17 protein-coding genes are annotated in these 16366 nt (G+C 48.6%); 8 read left to right on the forward strand and 9 right to left on the reverse strand.

Going from position 1 to position 16366, the window contains the following annotated elements; translation table 11 throughout:
• Positions 1-33: 33 nt before the first annotated feature.
• The 5 genes from guaB to ACKPVM_RS02390 all read left to right on the forward strand — a co-directional run bounded on the left by guaB (position 34) and on the right by ACKPVM_RS02390 (position 5455).
• A complete protein-coding gene (gene guaB / locus ACKPVM_RS02370; RefSeq protein ID WP_409306572.1) occupies positions 34-1500 on the forward strand; it encodes an IMP dehydrogenase in 1467 nt (488 codons plus the stop codon).
• Positions 1501-1620: 120 nt separating this feature from the next.
• A complete protein-coding gene (gene guaA, locus ACKPVM_RS02375; RefSeq protein ID WP_409306574.1) occupies positions 1621-3198 on the forward strand; it encodes a glutamine-hydrolyzing GMP synthase in 1578 nt (525 codons plus the stop codon).
• A 281-nt stretch (positions 3199-3479) separates the two neighbouring features.
• The gene (locus tag ACKPVM_RS02380) at positions 3480-3713 is read left to right on the forward strand and encodes a type II toxin-antitoxin system Phd/YefM family antitoxin (protein ID WP_015370385.1); all 234 of its coding nucleotides are present in this window, start codon (positions 3480-3482) and stop codon (positions 3711-3713) included.
• Between the two features lie 20 nt (positions 3714-3733).
• Positions 3734-4066 carry a type II toxin-antitoxin system RelE/ParE family toxin gene (locus ACKPVM_RS02385; protein ID WP_409306577.1) on the forward strand — a complete coding sequence of 111 codons (333 nt, stop codon included), beginning with the start codon at positions 3734-3736 and terminating at the stop codon, positions 4064-4066.
• 399 nt (positions 4067-4465) lie between these two features.
• Positions 4466-5455: a DUF6896 domain-containing protein gene (locus ACKPVM_RS02390; protein WP_409306579.1), complete on the forward strand. Its 990-nt coding sequence runs from the start codon at positions 4466-4468 to the stop codon at positions 5453-5455.
• Between the two features lie 127 nt (positions 5456-5582).
• Here ACKPVM_RS02390 and ACKPVM_RS02395 read toward each other — a convergent pair whose 3' ends face one another.
• The gene (locus ACKPVM_RS02395; RefSeq protein ID WP_409306581.1) at positions 5583-6458 is read right to left on the reverse strand and encodes a LysR family transcriptional regulator; all 876 of its coding nucleotides are present in this window, start codon (positions 6456-6458) and stop codon (positions 5583-5585) included.
• A gap of 157 nt (positions 6459-6615) precedes the next feature.
• On the opposite strand from ACKPVM_RS02395, the gene ACKPVM_RS02400 reads away from it, so the two are divergent.
• Complete coding sequence (locus tag ACKPVM_RS02400; RefSeq protein ID WP_409306583.1) at positions 6616-6840, forward strand: tautomerase family protein; 225 nt, start codon at positions 6616-6618, stop codon at positions 6838-6840.
• A 24-nt stretch (positions 6841-6864) separates the two neighbouring features.
• Positions 6865-7569 carry an aspartate/glutamate racemase family protein gene (locus tag ACKPVM_RS02405; protein WP_409306585.1) on the forward strand — a complete coding sequence of 235 codons (705 nt, stop codon included), beginning with the start codon at positions 6865-6867 and terminating at the stop codon, positions 7567-7569.
• 92 nt (positions 7570-7661) lie between these two features.
• On the opposite strand, the gene ACKPVM_RS02410 is transcribed toward ACKPVM_RS02405, so the two are convergent.
• The 8 genes from ACKPVM_RS02410 to ACKPVM_RS02445 form a co-directional block, all read right to left on the reverse strand.
• Positions 7662-8783, reverse strand: coding sequence for an ABC transporter ATP-binding protein (locus ACKPVM_RS02410; RefSeq protein ID WP_409306586.1), 1122 nt, complete (start codon positions 8781-8783; stop codon positions 7662-7664).
• 9 nt (positions 8784-8792) lie between these two features.
• A complete protein-coding gene (locus tag ACKPVM_RS02415) occupies positions 8793-9515 on the reverse strand; it encodes an HAD family hydrolase (RefSeq protein WP_409306588.1) in 723 nt (240 codons plus the stop codon).
• Positions 9505-10923, reverse strand: a complete 1419-nt coding sequence (locus ACKPVM_RS02420) for a CehA/McbA family metallohydrolase (RefSeq protein ID WP_409306590.1) — start codon at positions 10921-10923, stop codon at positions 9505-9507. The genes ACKPVM_RS02415 and ACKPVM_RS02420 overlap by 11 nt, the downstream gene beginning before the upstream one ends.
• 77 nt (positions 10924-11000) lie before the next feature.
• Positions 11001-12284: an extracellular solute-binding protein gene (locus tag ACKPVM_RS02425; RefSeq protein WP_409306592.1), complete on the reverse strand. Its 1284-nt coding sequence runs from the start codon at positions 12282-12284 to the stop codon at positions 11001-11003.
• Between the two features lie 5 nt (positions 12285-12289).
• Positions 12290-13192: a carbohydrate ABC transporter permease gene (locus ACKPVM_RS02430; protein WP_409306594.1), complete on the reverse strand. Its 903-nt coding sequence runs from the start codon at positions 13190-13192 to the stop codon at positions 12290-12292.
• Positions 13193-13203: 11 nt separating this feature from the next.
• Positions 13204-14088, reverse strand: coding sequence for a carbohydrate ABC transporter permease (locus ACKPVM_RS02435; RefSeq protein ID WP_409306596.1), 885 nt, complete (start codon positions 14086-14088; stop codon positions 13204-13206).
• A 110-nt stretch (positions 14089-14198) separates the two neighbouring features.
• Positions 14199-15095: a LysR substrate-binding domain-containing protein gene (locus ACKPVM_RS02440; RefSeq protein ID WP_409306597.1), complete on the reverse strand. Its 897-nt coding sequence runs from the start codon at positions 15093-15095 to the stop codon at positions 14199-14201.
• A 244-nt stretch (positions 15096-15339) separates the two neighbouring features.
• The gene (locus ACKPVM_RS02445; RefSeq protein WP_409306599.1) at positions 15340-15705 is read right to left on the reverse strand and encodes an HMA2 domain-containing protein; all 366 of its coding nucleotides are present in this window, start codon (positions 15703-15705) and stop codon (positions 15340-15342) included.
• Between the two features lie 324 nt (positions 15706-16029).
• Between ACKPVM_RS02445 and ACKPVM_RS02450 the strand changes: the two genes are divergently transcribed.
• Positions 16030-16356, forward strand: a complete 327-nt coding sequence (locus tag ACKPVM_RS02450) for an HMA2 domain-containing protein (protein WP_409306601.1) — start codon at positions 16030-16032, stop codon at positions 16354-16356.
• The last annotated feature ends 10 nt before the right edge of the window (positions 16357-16366 follow it).

A 16366-nucleotide genomic window follows, 5' to 3' on the forward strand; every position in this document is an offset into this window, starting at 1 on the left:
TATTCTTACACCCACCTTGGTGAGATATTGCCCATGCTACGTATTGCTAAAGAAGCCCTGACGTTTGATGACGTCCTCCTTGTTCCTGCTCATTCCACTGTTCTGCCTAATACCGCTGACCTGTCGACTCAACTGACGAAAAACATTCGCCTGAATATTCCTATGCTGTCTGCTGCGATGGATACCGTGACCGAATCCGGTCTGGCCATTGCGTTGGCGCAGGAAGGCGGTTTGGGTTTTATCCACAAAAACATGTCGATTGAGCGTCAAGCTGAAGAAGTGAGCCGCGTGAAGAAACACGAAAGCGGTGTTGTGGTTGATCCACAGACGGTTACCCCGGAAACCACACTGCGTGAAGTGAAAGCACTGACCGAACGTAATGGCTTTGCTGGCTACCCGGTTGTCGCGCAAGACAACGAACTGGTGGGTATCATCACCGGTCGTGACGTGCGTTTTGTTACCGATCTGGAAAAACCAGTTAGCGCGTTCATGACGCCAAAAGAGCGTTTGGTCACCGTTAAAGAAGGTGAAGCGCGTGATGTCGTGTTGCAAAAGATGCACGAAAAACGCGTTGAGAAAGCGCTGGTAGTTGACGACAAATTCCACCTGATCGGCATGATCACAGTAAAAGATTTCCAGAAAGCAGAACGTAAACCTAACGCTTGTAAAGACGAACATGGTCGCCTGCGTGTTGGCGCAGCGGTCGGTGCTGGCGCGGGTAATGAAGAGCGCGTTGATGCGCTGGTTGCCGCCGGTGTTGACGTTCTGTTGATCGACTCCTCACACGGCCATTCTGAAGGCGTATTGCAGCGTATTCGCGAAACGCGTGCTAAATACCCGAATCTCGAAATCATCGGCGGTAACGTTGCGACGGGTGCGGGTGCGAAAGCACTGGTTGAAGCGGGCGTCAGCGCGGTGAAAGTAGGTATCGGCCCGGGTTCTATCTGTACGACGCGTATCGTGACTGGCGTAGGTGTACCACAAATTACGGCGATCTCCGATGCGGTTGAAGCGCTGGAAGGCACCGGCATTCCCGTTATCGCCGACGGCGGTATTCGTTTCTCTGGCGATATCGCGAAAGCCATCGCCGCAGGCGCAGCCTGTGTCATGGTCGGTTCTATGCTGGCAGGAACAGAAGAATCTCCAGGCGAGATCGAACTGTATCAAGGCCGTTCATTTAAGTCTTATCGTGGTATGGGATCGCTGGGCGCGATGTCCAAAGGTTCTTCCGACCGTTATTTCCAAAGTGATAATGCTGCCGATAAGCTGGTGCCAGAAGGTATAGAAGGTCGTGTCGCCTACAAAGGCCGTCTTAAAGAGATCGTTCATCAGCAGATGGGTGGCTTGCGTTCCTGTATGGGGCTGACTGGATGTGGAACCATTGATGAACTGAGAACTAAAGCTGAGTTTGTTCGCATCAGCGGTGCGGGGATTCAGGAAAGTCATGTTCATGATGTCACCATCACCAAGGAGTCACCAAATTACCGTATGGGATCATAAGGTGATTTAACGGAATAAATCCGTCATACTTCGCGCCGCGCTGAATTTTCCATCTGTGCCATTCAGCGCGGTTAGTCGGGTTTACTTTTTTCGCTTTTAGCTTGTTGGAACACACGCCTCATGACTCAAAACATTCATCAACATCGCATTCTTATTCTGGATTTCGGTTCGCAGTATACGCAACTGGTTGCACGACGCGTTCGTGAACTGGGTGTTTATTGTGAACTGTGGGCCTGGGATGTGACGGAAGCCCAGATCCGTGATTTCAATCCAAATGGCATTATTTTGTCCGGCGGCCCGGAAAGTACCACCGAATTTAATAGCCCACGAGCGCCGGAATATGTGTTTCAGGCGGGGGTGCCCGTTTTAGGGGTGTGCTATGGCATGCAAACAATGGCGATGCAATTGGGTGGCCACGTTGAAGGTTCCAGCGAGCGTGAATTTGGCTACGCGCAGGTGGAAGTGAAAACGGATAGCCTGCTGGTTCGCGATATTCAGGATGCGTTGAGTACCGCAGGTTCTCCGTTGCTGGATGTCTGGATGAGTCATGGTGATAAGGTCACCGCGATTCCGCAAGGGTTTGAAACCGTTGCCAGTACGGATACCTGCCCGTTTGCCATTATGGCGAACGAAGAGAAGCGTTTTTACGGCGTGCAGTTCCACCCTGAAGTCACTCACACCCGTCAGGGTCAGCGCATGCTGGAACGTTTTGTGCGTGACATCTGCCAGTGTGAAGCACTGTGGACGCCCGCTAAAATTATTGATGATGCGGTGACTCGTCTTCGTGAGCAAATCGGTAACGACAAGGTGATTCTTGGTCTGTCCGGCGGGGTGGATTCTTCCGTGACCGCAATGTTGCTGCACCGTGCGATTGGTGATCGTCTGACCTGCGTATTTGTTGATAACGGTCTGTTGCGCCTGAACGAAGCCGATCAGGTGCTGGAAATGTTCGGTGATCATTTCGGCCTAAACATTGTGCATGTGGCGGCGGAAGATCGCTTCCTGAGCGAACTGGCGGGTGAAAACGATCCGGAAGCTAAGCGTAAAATCATCGGTCGCGTGTTTGTTGAAGTGTTCGATGAAGAAGCCAGTAAACAGTCTGAAGTTAAATGGCTGGCGCAAGGCACTATCTATCCGGACGTAATCGAATCAGCGGCTTCTGCCACGGGCAAAGCGCATGTGATCAAGTCACACCACAACGTTGGCGGCCTGCCGAAAGAGATGAAGCTGGGTCTGGTTGAACCGCTGAAAGAGCTGTTCAAAGATGAAGTCCGTAAGATCGGTCTGGAACTGGGTCTGCCGTACAACATGCTGTATCGCCATCCGTTCCCAGGTCCTGGTTTGGGCGTGCGCGTACTGGGCGAAGTGAAGAAAGAATACTGTGACCTGCTGCGTCGTGCGGATGCAATCTTCATTGAAGAACTGCATAAGGCCGATCTGTACAATAAGGTTAGCCAGGCGTTCACCGTCTTCCTGCCTGTTCGTTCAGTGGGCGTGATGGGCGATGGCCGTAAATACGATTGGGTTGTTTCGCTGCGTGCGGTTGAAACAATCGACTTTATGACCGCTCATTGGGCACACTTGCCATATGATTTCCTTGGCCGTGTTTCCAACCGCATCATCAACGAAGTCGATGGTATCTCTCGTGTGGTTTATGACGTATCGGGCAAACCACCAGCGACGATCGAGTGGGAATGATTCCGCGTCTGGCAACAGCCTACATGTAAAAGCAGAAAAGTACCTCTAAGCCCGCGTAACTGCGGGTTTTTTTTTGTCCGGCACTTTCTGACAGATGTTAGCAACGGGAAGTACGATTTCAGGTTTGAAAAAGTACCGTATGATGTAAGGTGCTGAAGTTAGCCATCAATGGGCTTAGGTGTCTGTTAGGCAAATTTTAGCACTCGTGCATCTTTCTGATGGTTTAAATATGGTCTATATTAAGACCGATATATAACCAATGACTATCGGGTGGATACATAATGAAAGTAGAGACAATCAGCTACGTTAAAAAAAACGCGGCAACGCTTGATCTGTCAGAACCCATCCTGGTCACACAAAATGGTGTGCCTGCTTATGTTATAGAGTCCTATGATCAGCAGCAGGAACGGGAAAACGCCATTGCTTTGCTGAAATTGCTGACTCTTTCAGAGAAAGATAAATCTGAAGGGCGAGTGTTCTCAAAAGACCAATTGCTGGATGGACTTGCAGATTAAACCAGAGTTAAGGGACTTCCATGGAACAGCAGGTTACCTTTGAGTACACGCTTACTGTAAAGCACTGCATCGACACCATAGCGGGTTATCTCCGCCGTGTCGATGTCGAGCCGCGTCCGGTTATTGCGGATATACTCATACAGTTTGAGAGTACCGTTGGCCAGTTCCCGCTGGGATGCCAGATTTGTCCTGAGTTGCTGAAAATTGGTTGTGCTAAGTACCGGGAGTTTAACCACGCTGAAGGTTATCGAGTTTTGTATTCAGTAGACGGAATGTTAGTGACAGCACATGCGATTCTGTTACATCGACAAGATATCCAGCAGTTGTTGTTCAGGCGTCTGATCATGGCCTGAAAACTAACGATATTTATGATGGCATCGTCTGACATTAAGATACACATTAAATATTTATAATCTATTGTAACTACTTGGTTTATTTATTTTGTGATGTTTGAAAAGTATTCATACCGTCAAGCTGCTGCCTATGACCTGAGAATAGATGCGTTAGCATCATCCCCGTAATCTGAAATGCCATTGATCTCCTTACCCCTTACCCCGAAATACAATTAATCTAAGCATCATGAGTTGTACTCCCAACGGTATAAGGTCCGCTACGGAAATATTTTCTTGAAGAAGTATAGGAAATGCTATGCCTTTAATCCCTATGGTTTTTGCTGAGCGCAGAAGCCATGCTAATGCAACCAGCTTTGGGGTTGATCCAACATAGTTAGCCATTTGTAAAAGGAGCGACTTATGAATGACTCACTCTTTCAGTTGATTACTGATTTTCAAGCCAGCGTTGAGTCAGCGGTGAAGCTCATGCAGCGCTCTGGTATCCGAATGCCGTCTAGCCGTGCTGCTTGGATTAATGCTGATATTCCGCATAGTGGCGACCTTGATGGTGGAGGGAAATATTACAAACATGGCGTGGGATGCTGGGTGTGCCTTAATACGGGGAATGTCGATTTTGATTTTGGTGAGCAGGGCGAAATTGGTGGGTTCAATTTATGGTGGCTCACTCAATTTGCAGGGGAACGACTTGTTGATTACGGTTTTAGTTGTGAGGATGAACTTGAGGCGTGTTTAGATACGGCCTTAGCGTCTGGAGCGCTGATTTATCCAGATAGTGACCTGTATTATATCGCCGGTGTTCCCCGTATTTATGCGATAGATATCGACTGTAGGCTTCCTGACGATATGCTTCCTGGTCGTAATCAGGATCGCGTCTTTGTTCTTCAATCGCATTATTTCCAGACCGCGGAACTTATGTTTGAAAACTATGAAAAGCTCAGCCGAAAGTGGGATAAGACTCATTATCTCAGTCAGCGCGAAGCCGTTGATCGTCGAATTTATCTTTCCACCTGGCTTGGTTTTTTAGGTGTCACATGTGAGGGATTTAAAAAGCTGAAGATGCGCCTTTTGCTGGAAAAAGAACGGCCTGAGAGTTTCAACGAACTGATTCCACTATCAGATAATATTGGACGATTGATGAAAAGAAATGCCGACTCTCTCCGGGAGTTTAGAAATAATGTGTTCCATCTTCGCGAAAATCCTGAAGTTGTGCGTCAGTTCTTTGATAGAAATTCGGAGCGTCTGCCGTGGGCCCGTGAGCTACATGCCGCCCTCGTAAACTTTTTTTCTGCGTATCGGGTAATGTGTGAGGTGCATTACGTCATGCATGGTCGTAAGAGCGAGAGCGATTTGCGGCGTAAACGGGTAAACCGTAAGCGAAGTACGTCTTGAGAAGGCAATACTGACGCGTAGCGTATTGTCTAACCAACCAAATTTAAGTTGTCGGTTTCTTCAGGCAGGGACACTCTTCTATTTGCCCCAGTAATTATTTGTTAAAAATATACGTAGATATAGGGGATTAAGCTGTGTTTTCCTGATCGATACTGCTGATTTCGTTTCTTAGCGCCTGAATGTTTGCTGACATCCTCCCTTTGCGCCACAACAGTTCCGTTATGACATTGCCCGAAGGTTCGTTAAAAGGATGTACGGAAATAAGGGACAAATCAGGGAACAATGTCAGGATATGGCGGGGGACAATCCCAACGCCCATTCCTGCGGAAATACCGCCTAAGATGGCGTGATAGGAGGTCATTTCTGCAATTCTTGCTGGTTCTCGGTCATACATGTGGAACCAGTGGGTGAACCTATCTCTGTAAGAGCATCCATCCCGAAACACGAGTAGCGAGCTTTTACCGATATCATTAGGCTCTCGTATTGCCTTATGGCCGGCCGAGGCAACGATAACTAATTCTTCGCTGAATACGGCAACTCGTTCGAGTCGATCATCCTGAGGTGCATCAGCAATGAATGCAGCATCAAGGTGATTATTAATAAGTGATTCGTAAAGAAAACGGCTGATGCCGGTACTCAATTCTAATTCAAGGTCGGAATATCGACGATAAAGTGCAGCCAGCGGTTTTGGTAACCTGGTCGCAGCCATACTATCCATTGCCCCCAAGCGGAATTTTCCTCCTGGCTCTGCGCCTTTGACCTGACTTTCCGCTGTTGTCACCAGGGCTATAATTTGGAGTGCATGTTCATAAAGGGTCTGCCCTTCTGGTGTAAGGATAAAACGTTTTTTTTCCCGAACAAAAAGGGAGACGCCTAAAGAGTGCTCTAATTGTTGTAGACGAGTGGTAACAGCAGATGGAACGCGGTTAAGTATTTTAGCCGCCGCAGTAATACCACCATGCTCGACAAGTGCGATCAGCGTCCGAAAGTCAGCAATTTCCACATATTCTCCAAAGCAGAAAATGTTTGTTAGTTTTATTCAATTGAAAAGAAATAATGTTTTATATAACTTCCTTAAAAACAGCAAGTTGATTTAATCCGATATTGCTGTTAGTGAAGCTAATTTAATTATAAAAATCAATATATTAAAAGGATATAGCATGCCATATGTAAACATCAAAGTGACTGGCGGTGCGGAAGCACCATCAGCGGAACAAAAAAGCGAGCTTATTCGTGAGGTTACACTGCTGTTAGCCAGAGTGCTCAATAAGAATCCTGCAACGACGGTTGTGATTATCGATGAGGTTGATATGGATAACTGGGGAGTTGGTGGTGAAAGTACAACCGTTCGGCGTAATAAGCAGAAATCGTCATCATCACATTAAACTGATTGTTGAGACTGAGCTGAAATGAAAAAATTAGGGTTAATTGGTGGCATTGGGCCAGAGTCGACACTTTTGTATTATCGTAAACTGGTTTATGAAGTACATCGGCGGGTTGGTGGTTCCTTTTTCCCTAATTTGACTATTGAAAGCCTAAATGTTTTTGATGTGTTGACCATGTGCCAGAACAAAGATTATGACGCTCTAGTCAGTTATCTGATGGTGGGGATCAAGAACTTGGTAGCTGCTGGTGCAGAAGTCGTTGCACTTACTGGTAATACCCCGCATATCGTGTTCGATGAATTGCAAGAACAAGCAACAGTTCCTCTGATTAGCATAATTGAATCTACCTGTGATGAGGCAAGACGTCTCAATAAAACCAAAGTTGGACTATTGGGAACACGTTTTACGATGGAGTCTGACTTTTTCAAAAAAGCATTTCGAGATAAAAGTATTGCAGTTGTTGTACCGACTCAAAATGAAATCGACTTTGTTGCTCAAACGATCGCTGAAGAACTAGAACATGGCATTGTAAAAGAAGAGACCTATGCGCGTTTTAGCAATATCGTTGAAAGAATGAAAAGAGAGCAATGCATTGATGCTGTTGTGCTTGGATGTACAGAATTACCTTTGCTATTTGGTCAGCGCCAACAATCGGTCGATTGTTTGGATACGATGGAAATACATATCAACGCGTTAATTGCGGTGATGTTAGGGAATCATGTCCCCTGAGCTATTGGTTATCCGATCCTAATGATCAGATTTCGAGAGCAAAGCAGACCTTTGCTCTCGGATTGATGTCGTGATAATTGGCTTGCTGACTCTTATCGCAGCAGCGATTTTTCTGTAGTGAGATCAAATAGATGGCAATATGCCATTTCGAAGCGCATCGATATGATGTCACCGTGACTGAAGGTGTTCTCGGGGGTGAAAGGAATGCGTGCGATCGTCTGGGAACCATTCAGAGAGAAATACATAAATGATTCGTTGCCCATTGCCTCAATAGCATCAATGCGACAGGTGACGGTAGTGCCAATTTCCGCCGTGAAGGCTACTGCTATGTGCTCCGGACGGATGCCGAACCAGACCGTCTTGCCGACATGCTCTACTAACTGATGGGCCTTATCTGGCGGTAGCGGCAGAGTGATATCGGGACTGAGTTGCAGTCGCAGATTCGTGCCATCCGCGACGAGCACACCCTTGAGTAAGTTCATCGCTGGTGAACCGATGAACCCGGCAACAAATTTATTGGCAGGATAATGATATAGGTTCATTGGCGTGTCGACTTGCATAATGCCGCCCTGATTGAGCACACAGATGCGATTGCCCAGCGTCATCGCTTCTACCTGATCGTGGGTGACGTAGATCATGGTCGCGTTTTGCCCTTCACTTTTGAGTGTATGGTGTAGTTGAGCGATGCTGACACGGGTGGTAACGCGTAGTTTGGCATCCAGATTGGAGAGTGGTTCATCAAATAAAAAGACATCCGGTTTCCGTACCATCGCACGTCCTAGTGCCACGCGTTGTCGCTGTCCGCCCGACATTTCTCCGGGTTTGTTGTGCAGTAGATGAGATATTTCCAGCAGATGTGCCGCTTCTTTGATACGTCCATCGATCTCGCTTTTTGGCAATTTCTGCTGCCGTAGTCCGAATGCCATGTTTTCGTATACTGACATGTGTGGGTAGAGCGCATAGTTTTGAAAAACCATTGCGATGCCCCGATCTTTGGGTGCCAGATGATTAACGACTCTGCCACCAATGGAAATTTCTCCGCCACTTATTTCCTCAAGCCCGGCGATCATTCGCAGAATCGTCGATTTGGCGCAGCCTGAAGGGCCGACGAAGACCATGAATTCTCCCTCTTCAATGGTGAGATCGATGCCGTGTACTGCTCTGAATCCGTTCGGGTAAGTTTTTTTCACGCCGTGTAGCGTTACGCCAGCCATTTTTTCTCCTTAGAACAACTGCTGTAGCTGATGGAGGTTACAGTCCGCCACCGATGGCAAAATCATGTCAGCGTAGGGTTCCAGTTCGTGTTGTGTCGCTGCACCGGTCAATACCCCTATTTTTTTAACCCCAGCGTTGCGGCCAAATAGCATGTCGGAGACTGTATCGCCGAACATGACAATTTCATCGACCGACAAATCGCAATGGGTACAGAATCGCTCAAGTAACTCGGGGGCAGGCTTGGGAGCGACGTTACCATCGGAATAACCGATGTAGTCAAAAAGGGAGTAGATTCCCGCATGTTCAAGGCTGAAGAGGGTGGCATCTTTGCTGTCTGCTGTTGCGACGCCAAGTTTGAACCCCTGATTTTTCAGCGACATTAACGTCGCTTTTACGCCCGGCAGTGGGCGAATTAATTGAGGGTTTTCTTCTACCTGAGAATTGAACAGCCCCTTAACTTGCTGGGTGAATCCTTTAAGATCGCCACGGAACATGAGCATCTGGTGCCATACGGCTGCAATATCTTCCGTCGGGTTCGCGGCAAGCAGGCCGCTATTGTCGATACGCTGACCGGAGACGCCGATTGCTGCCAGCAGCGCCTGAGCCGTCACGGTGGTGTCTGGATATGTTTTCAGCAATCGTTCCGTCACCTCGCAGGCGATCTGACTCCACATTGCGTGGAACTCTAACAACGTGCCGTCTTTATCGAAGAGCAGTCCTTTAGCGGTCATGGTATTGCATTGCCTCCAGCAATTCGCCCCAGGTTTGGACGGTAGGGTGGTCGAATCGTGTTGATTTAAGGCGATAAACCGGGTTGATCAATCCCTCGAATTCATCATTGTGTTCGCGCCGAATGTCGATTCTGGCCCAATCATTTCCGCTCAGATCGATGTCGAAACAGGTTGGTTGAGGATTTAATGGGTAACGGGCGACACAGTCGCCGTCAACAATACACTCGGCGACGTAATGCTGGGTGGTGTCTGCAACGGCAAGTTGATAGCTGACGATATCGTCTCGAATGCCATCACCCGGCAGGATCGCGCCGTCGTTGATTGTGAATGTGAGTCCACAGTGACGCTCAATATAAATATGGCCCTGACGTAATCCGTTCAGGATGCTGTCACCCGTTAAACCATTGGCGTAAACAACGGTGGCAGGATCGCCATAGATCGAAGGTTCTGTGGCGTTAGGGTTGCGTTCATGAGGCACCAGATGAGCATCGCTGCCGCCGACGGCCGCAATACGATGACCGGCATTCCACATAGCACTCAGCACGTTCAGTGCCTCGTTGGTAGATTGTGGTGAAGTTGACCAGGTGGGATCGCAGCACACTTCCATCGTATTTACCCGAGCAAGCGGCATATCGCGGTAGAGCCAGTGCCACGGTTTCATCATCGGGTGATTGATGCTCACGTTGCCGCGACCTAAGGCCATGTCCAATCCCTGAGCGATTAGCTCTGCGCTGGAAAAGGCGGCACCATTCATATTAAGACCTCGATGGGGACCGTGTACGTTGAAGTGCCCCAGATCGGTGGTGATTTCTATCCCTGGCAGGATCAGAGTGTTTTCCAACTGCGGAAGTTCGGGATGGCAGATGTTGTGCTCGGTCAGGAAAAAGAAATCCAACCGCTGCTGTTTGACGATCGCTATTATGTCAGCAAGGGCATTATGCCCATCGGAGAGTGTGCTGTGAGCATGCAGATCGCCGCGATACCAACGAGTCACAGGGTGCTTGTTTGCGGCGTAGTCAAAGAGTGATCGGTTATTTGTGTCAAATGCTGGCGTGGTGGGAATGCCATACTCTTGCGGTGGCACATCGAACTCAACTTCAAGACTATAGCTTAGCGGGTCGGGATCTCGATTTTCTCCATCCAGACGGTAGAGATGTAGTTGCCATTCCCCTGAAATGAGCTCGCCTTTAAAACCGCCAGGCATCGCACTGTGGCGACTGATGATCAGTTCCTTTTCTTTTTTCTCGAATAGAATGTTGGCGCGAATTTGACCTTGCGGATCGTATAAATAGGCGTAGATGAATCCCTTCTTGGCCGTGCTGCCGCGTAGTGCGATGCTTTCGGCGTCGGATACGGTAAAGGTAAGCGTGTCATGGCCGAAGCGAAGTTCGCCGCTGAAATAGGTCATGGGAAGTTCCTGCATGGGTTGGGTCGGTAATGAGGCGGCGAATATGCCGCCTCGTAACCAATTAAGGAATGAACGAATTAAGGACGGTTGCTGCGATCCAAGGCTCGTTGTGCGTTCTTAGCTGCTTGTTTTAATGCTTTCTCCGCTGGGATGTTTTCGATCTCAATTTGATCGGCTGCAATGGCCAGTGCGTCGAGAATTTTGCCACCCGTTGGGTCCATAAAATCCGGAGTACCGGTACTGGCCTGCATCAAAGGCACCAATGCCTGAGGGTTTTTGTCGGTATATGCCTTATAGGCGGGATCGGTAGTAACGCTGTTGCGCACAGGAATGTAGCCGGTGAGCATGGACCAGCGAGCCGTGTTGGCTGCCTTGGTATAGTAACGGATGAATTCAAAGGCACCTTTGGCGGCTTTCTCGTTGCTTCCTTTTGGTAAAACAAATTCAAGAGCGCCAACCTGAGGGGTTGCCGGATGGGTTCCCCATCCAGGTTGGGGGGCCGCGGCGAGTTTGGTGAAATCCAGATCGGCCTGATCGCCGGAAGATCCCGTATAGCCCAGAGCACGTTCTTTCATCACATCATCAATCGTTTTGTACCAGTATTCCCAACCTTGCCCACCATGATGGATGCGCATGATCTTATCGTCATGGATCCATTTACGGAAACCTTCAAATACGTCTATCCAGGCGGGGGAGTCGATCAGCACTTTTTTTCCATCATCGCTGATCGCTTTGGCACCATTAGAAAAAGCCGCATCGATGAGGTTACCGTTACCCCACATGGGTTCCCAGCCATAAAAGGTCACGTTACCTTGTGCATCGCGCTGGGTCGCTTTGGCTGCAACGGCAGCCAGACCTTGCCAGGTCTTCAGATTTTCTGCACTGAAACCGAGATCGGCAAGTCTCTGTTTGTTGTAATAAAGTACCTGCGTTGTGCCATAAGCCGGGATAGCGTGTACCGTACCATCCGAACCAGTGACTTGGCGGCGGAATGCCCCGACGAAATCGGTGAAATTGAATTCGTCATCCAGATAAGGGCGTAAATCCCGCAGTACGCCACGACTTCCGAGCGTCTTACCCGTGATGGAATCAACCAGCGCAAACGTTGGTGCCGTTTTTGATGCCAAACCTGCCTGTAATTTCTGGAACGTCTCCTGATAGTCACCCTGCAACGCACCTTTGATTTCGTATTCATCCTGACTCTGGTTGAATTCGCTAATGAGCTCTTTCATCAATTGCTGGGGTTTGGCACCACCGGAATACCAGAAATTGACTTCTGTTTTCGCCTGCGCCGGTATGGAAAAACAGAGCGCGCCCAAGACGACAGTCGAACATACAACCGCTATTTTTGTTAATTTCATGATGATCACTCTTTTACGCCGTTGTCGGCAATTCCAGACAAAATGGTTTTTTGTGAAAGGATAAACAGCAGCAGCAGAGGGAATACCGCGATGGTGCTCGCTGCCATAACTTGCGACCAGTTGAGACCGTAATGGCCGTCCGAAATAAAAAATTGACGGACGCCCGCTGCGATGAGATTCAGATCCTGAGAGGTAATCACCAGGCTTGGCCACATGTAGTTGTTGTAATTGGTAATAAAGGTAATGAGAAACAGGGTCGCTAGTGCCGATTTGCATTGTGGCAATACGATGCGATACAGAATTTTCAGTTCTCCCGCGCCGTCAATGCGTGCGGCTTCGATTAACGATGGGTGAATGTTCAGGAATACCTGACGCAAATAGAACACGCCAAATACGCTGGCGGCGTTGGAGATCACCAGACCAGCGTGAGTATCCAACAGATGGAGGTGCGACAGAATAATGTATGCCGGAATATAGGTTACTGCCCCCGGTATCATGTAGCAGCCCATCACGATGAAGAACAACACGGAGCGGGAACGAAATTTTAACTGGGTGATGGCATAGGCGAACAGGGACGAATTGGCTATGACGAACAGCGCGGTAATCAGTGCGACGCTGAAACTGTTATAGATGTATTGTCCAAATGGCGCGCTATGAAATGTCTCGACGAAAGTTGATAGGCGAAAATGTTGTGGAATCAGGTTAAGCGGACTGCTGAAAATCTCATCGTTGGATTTCAGTGCGCCGGACAGCATCCAAATAAAAGGAAATGCCATCATCAGCCCGGCTAACGTGAGCAGAGTGTGACGAAATACGGTGCTTGCATATAAGCTCCACATTTTGCGAACGGGGCGCAACCGTATCTGTCGATCGGGTCGAGAATCCAGAATAAGCGTATCGACGGTCATGAAGCTATCTCCTAGTAGTAAACCCAGCGTTTGCCGATGACGATATTGAGCAGGGTGAGTGCACCGGTGATAATCAGAATGATCAGTGATGTTGCCGTGGCCATACCCATATCGAACTGCTCGAAGGCCTGCTGATAGAACAGATACAGTAAGGTTCGGGTGCTGCCGCTTGGTCCACCCTGAGTCAGAATGCGGAACTGATCAAAAGCCTGTACCGCATTGACCATGTTGACGATGACAAGGAAGAACGTGGTCGGAGAGATCAATGGCAGCGTAATGTGAAAGAAACGCGCTAACGGGTGGCAACCGTCGATCAGCGAGGCTTCATATAGAGAATGAGGGATACGGTTTAGCGCACTGATATAGAACAGCATGGTCCATCCCACCGCCTGCCATATTGTCACGATGGCGACGGCAAGCATGGCGCTGTCGCCGCTTTCCAGCCACGGAATGGGCGCGATACCGAATTTTTCCAGCAACAGATTAATGAGTCCGGCTTTGGTATCGAAAACCCATGACCACACGATAGAAACGGCAATGGTGGGGGTGATCCAGGGGGAGAAAATTACCGCACGATAGAGATGACTACCGCGAAAGTTTCGGTGTAGCAGTTGCGCGAACAGTAGCCCTAAACCTAGTGTGGGTAAGATGACGCCACAGGCAAACAGAAGGGTATTTCCCAGCGCTTGAAGAAAATCATCACCCGTCAACATATCGCGATAGTTATCCAGCCCAACCAGATTGTAATCGGCGGAAATATAGTCCCAGTTGGTAAAACTGATATAAACGCTGATAACCAACGGAATAAGCCAGAATGTGATGAGCGGAACCAGTAGCGGTGCGACAAAGCACAGCACATTTAGTTTTTCTCGCAGAGTATGGGATCGCATCTTCATCTTTTCATGTCCTTCGTTGATGCTGTGATAGTAATGCGCTTGTGTGACAGTTCTGATGAAGGTTGCCTTATGTTTTTTAATGAAAGGAATAAGAAAAACTTAAGGACGTACTACTCTGTTGCCTTGAACAAGTCTTCGGCGTGCTGGCTATGCAGCCATTGACAGAAAAAGCTGACTTTTGCGGAACGTTGATTTTGGGTGATCAGATAATGGCCGGAGTCGGATAGCATTGAGCCATTGATTGCGAGGACAACATCTTTATTCTTTAACGCGTTATGGACGACGAGTGAGCGTACCAACATGATACCGGCATCGTGCTTCACCGCTTCTAATCCATGCAGGGAATTACTGATTTCAATGCGAATATTGGGTGTCACAGGTGGAAGATGGTTATGCGCCAGCCATTGCAACCAACTCTCCTCGTAACCTTTGACTTGCACAGCAGGTAGTTGACTGAGATCGGTTCGCTCCAACGCGTCCTTATGTCGCATCCTGAACGCAGGGCTACACACCATCAGCCAGTGCTCCTGAAATAATTTTTCTGCCCGAGTATCGGCCGTTTCGATAAATCCGTTGGTGAGTTCGATGTCGGCATCTTTGCAAGGTTCTCGAGAGGGCCAGTCGACCAGGTTCAGGTTGAGACGGATGAACGGGTAGCGCTCAGTAAAATCGGCGAGTTTGGGGATCAGCCAGTTGTGGCCAATGGAATGGTTCACGTTGATTTTCAAGAAATTTTCCTGTTGGCTGTTGCCGAACAGGAATTGTGTTTGCTGTCGTAAATGCTGTAGGGTGCCGGTGACAACCGGTAGATACTGCTGCGCTTTGTCCGTCGGTACGATTCGATTGCCACCGCGTTCGAATAGGGGGCTGCCGAGGTGCTGTTCCAGGCTTTTCAACTGTTGGCTGACTGCGGATTGAGTCACATGAAGCTCTCGGGCGGCGGAGCCGATAGAGCCGAGTCGAGCCACGGATTCAAAAGCGAGCAGGGCGCGTAAAGGAGGGAGCATTGTTGATTATCCGTCTTGCCGATTCTTGTCGCAGAATAAAATAAGACGATTTGATGACAGATAAATGAAGAGACAATACGGTGAGGAGGCAATCGGCGGTGTGTTCGTTATCCCTGCGTAGGCAGTAATCTTGCTGATATCAATATACGACCAGTGGATCGATTCCGTTTGTACGAAAATGAGTGAAATAAATAGTGGACGTGAGCTATTTACCCCACCCTGATCGGTTTACTTACTGAGCCTTTTAACGGGCCAACACGCTCATGGCGGTGATAATCGGGCCACCTACGGTGCGTTTGAGTGCGCCTATCGCCAAACCTTTCAACAATGTCTTTGCGCCGCGACGAATCGTGCTGTCGATATAATCCTTATCTTTACCCGCGCGCATCCAACCTAGCTGTTCCACTCTTTCCAGCAATTGATCAACACAGACTTTTTGATTATCAAAACAGATTGCAACCGATCCTGCATAGAGACGATGTGTCACCTCATGCACACCGTCCAGTTGCTCCAACTGCTTCACCGTATGCGCGACCAGTTTGGGGTTTTTCTGAATGAAATCAGAACGAACACGAATACGATTCTGGGTCTGGTGCAGGTAAGGCGTCATGACAACCTCAAGGACGAAAATGGTAATACGAATAAGTTACGTTACCACTCCTGATTTGTCCACTTCTTGCCGGTAAAACCGCTGATTTTTTATGGTGAGAGCGGTGTCCTATGGCTGTCGTAAACGAGGTTAAAAATTTCTCCCAGAATTTTTTTGTTCTCTTGTCACAAAAAACTGAGCGACTTGATAAACCGCAAGGTATCAAGGTGACATCGGATGATAATGGCAATGTTTGTTGGGTTTTTTATTTTCCTGAATCCATGCTAGACAGGTTTTGATTTCAGGATGGACCCCGTCCGCCACAATCGCAGATCCAGGAGCCATATGGAGTTAGATGACTTAAGCGGACTGATGATGCTACGTCGCTTTGTTGCGGTAGAACATCATATACCCGGACGTATACGTTTGCGTTTCACCAACCGGCTGATTCCCAGTATCGGTAAGGGAAAGCTGGAAAAACTTGAGGCGTTATGCCATCCCGAAAATGCGTTGCGCAGTTATACCTTTAATCATCATACCGGGAGTGTATTACTGGAGTATGACACCAGCCGAATTAAGCCCGAGGTGTTGACGCAGCTTTTTGGATCGGATGACGCGGCGGCCCAGCATGCGCTGGAACAGTTGGTTCAGTCGCTCTCGCCGTTATCCTAATCATTAAGGA

The sequence above is a fragment of the Pectobacterium hainanensis genome (genome assembly GCF_046237015.1).
GTDB lineage: Bacteria > Pseudomonadota > Gammaproteobacteria > Enterobacterales > Enterobacteriaceae > JBJYIN01.

Coding starts and splice junctions, on each gene's coding strand:
- ACKPVM_RS02430 (WP_409306594.1), bottom strand. CDS start 13,192: ATGACCGTCGATACGCTTATTCTGGATTCTCGACCCGATCGACAGATA.
- ACKPVM_RS02380 (WP_015370385.1), top strand. CDS start 3,480: ATGAAAGTAGAGACAATCAGCTACGTTAAAAAAAACGCGGCAACGCTT.
- ACKPVM_RS02390 (WP_409306579.1), top strand. CDS start 4,466: ATGAATGACTCACTCTTTCAGTTGATTACTGATTTTCAAGCCAGCGTT.
- ACKPVM_RS02385 (WP_409306577.1), top strand. CDS start 3,734: ATGGAACAGCAGGTTACCTTTGAGTACACGCTTACTGTAAAGCACTGC.
- guaA (WP_409306574.1), top strand. CDS start 1,621: ATGACTCAAAACATTCATCAACATCGCATTCTTATTCTGGATTTCGGT.
- guaB (WP_409306572.1), top strand. CDS start 34: ATGCTACGTATTGCTAAAGAAGCCCTGACGTTTGATGACGTCCTCCTT.
- ACKPVM_RS02445 (WP_409306599.1), bottom strand. CDS start 15,705: ATGACGCCTTACCTGCACCAGACCCAGAATCGTATTCGTGTTCGTTCT.
- ACKPVM_RS02415 (WP_409306588.1), bottom strand. CDS start 9,515: ATGACCGCTAAAGGACTGCTCTTCGATAAAGACGGCACGTTGTTAGAG.
- ACKPVM_RS02405 (WP_409306585.1), top strand. CDS start 6,865: ATGAAAAAATTAGGGTTAATTGGTGGCATTGGGCCAGAGTCGACACTT.
- ACKPVM_RS02450 (WP_409306601.1), top strand. CDS start 16,030: ATGGAGTTAGATGACTTAAGCGGACTGATGATGCTACGTCGCTTTGTT.
- ACKPVM_RS02440 (WP_409306597.1), bottom strand. CDS start 15,095: ATGCTCCCTCCTTTACGCGCCCTGCTCGCTTTTGAATCCGTGGCTCGA.
- ACKPVM_RS02410 (WP_409306586.1), bottom strand. CDS start 8,783: ATGGCTGGCGTAACGCTACACGGCGTGAAAAAAACTTACCCGAACGGA.
- ACKPVM_RS02400 (WP_409306583.1), top strand. CDS start 6,616: ATGCCATATGTAAACATCAAAGTGACTGGCGGTGCGGAAGCACCATCA.
- ACKPVM_RS02435 (WP_409306596.1), bottom strand. CDS start 14,088: ATGAAGATGCGATCCCATACTCTGCGAGAAAAACTAAATGTGCTGTGC.
- ACKPVM_RS02420 (WP_409306590.1), bottom strand. CDS start 10,923: ATGACCTATTTCAGCGGCGAACTTCGCTTCGGCCATGACACGCTTACC.
- ACKPVM_RS02425 (WP_409306592.1), bottom strand. CDS start 12,284: ATGAAATTAACAAAAATAGCGGTTGTATGTTCGACTGTCGTCTTGGGC.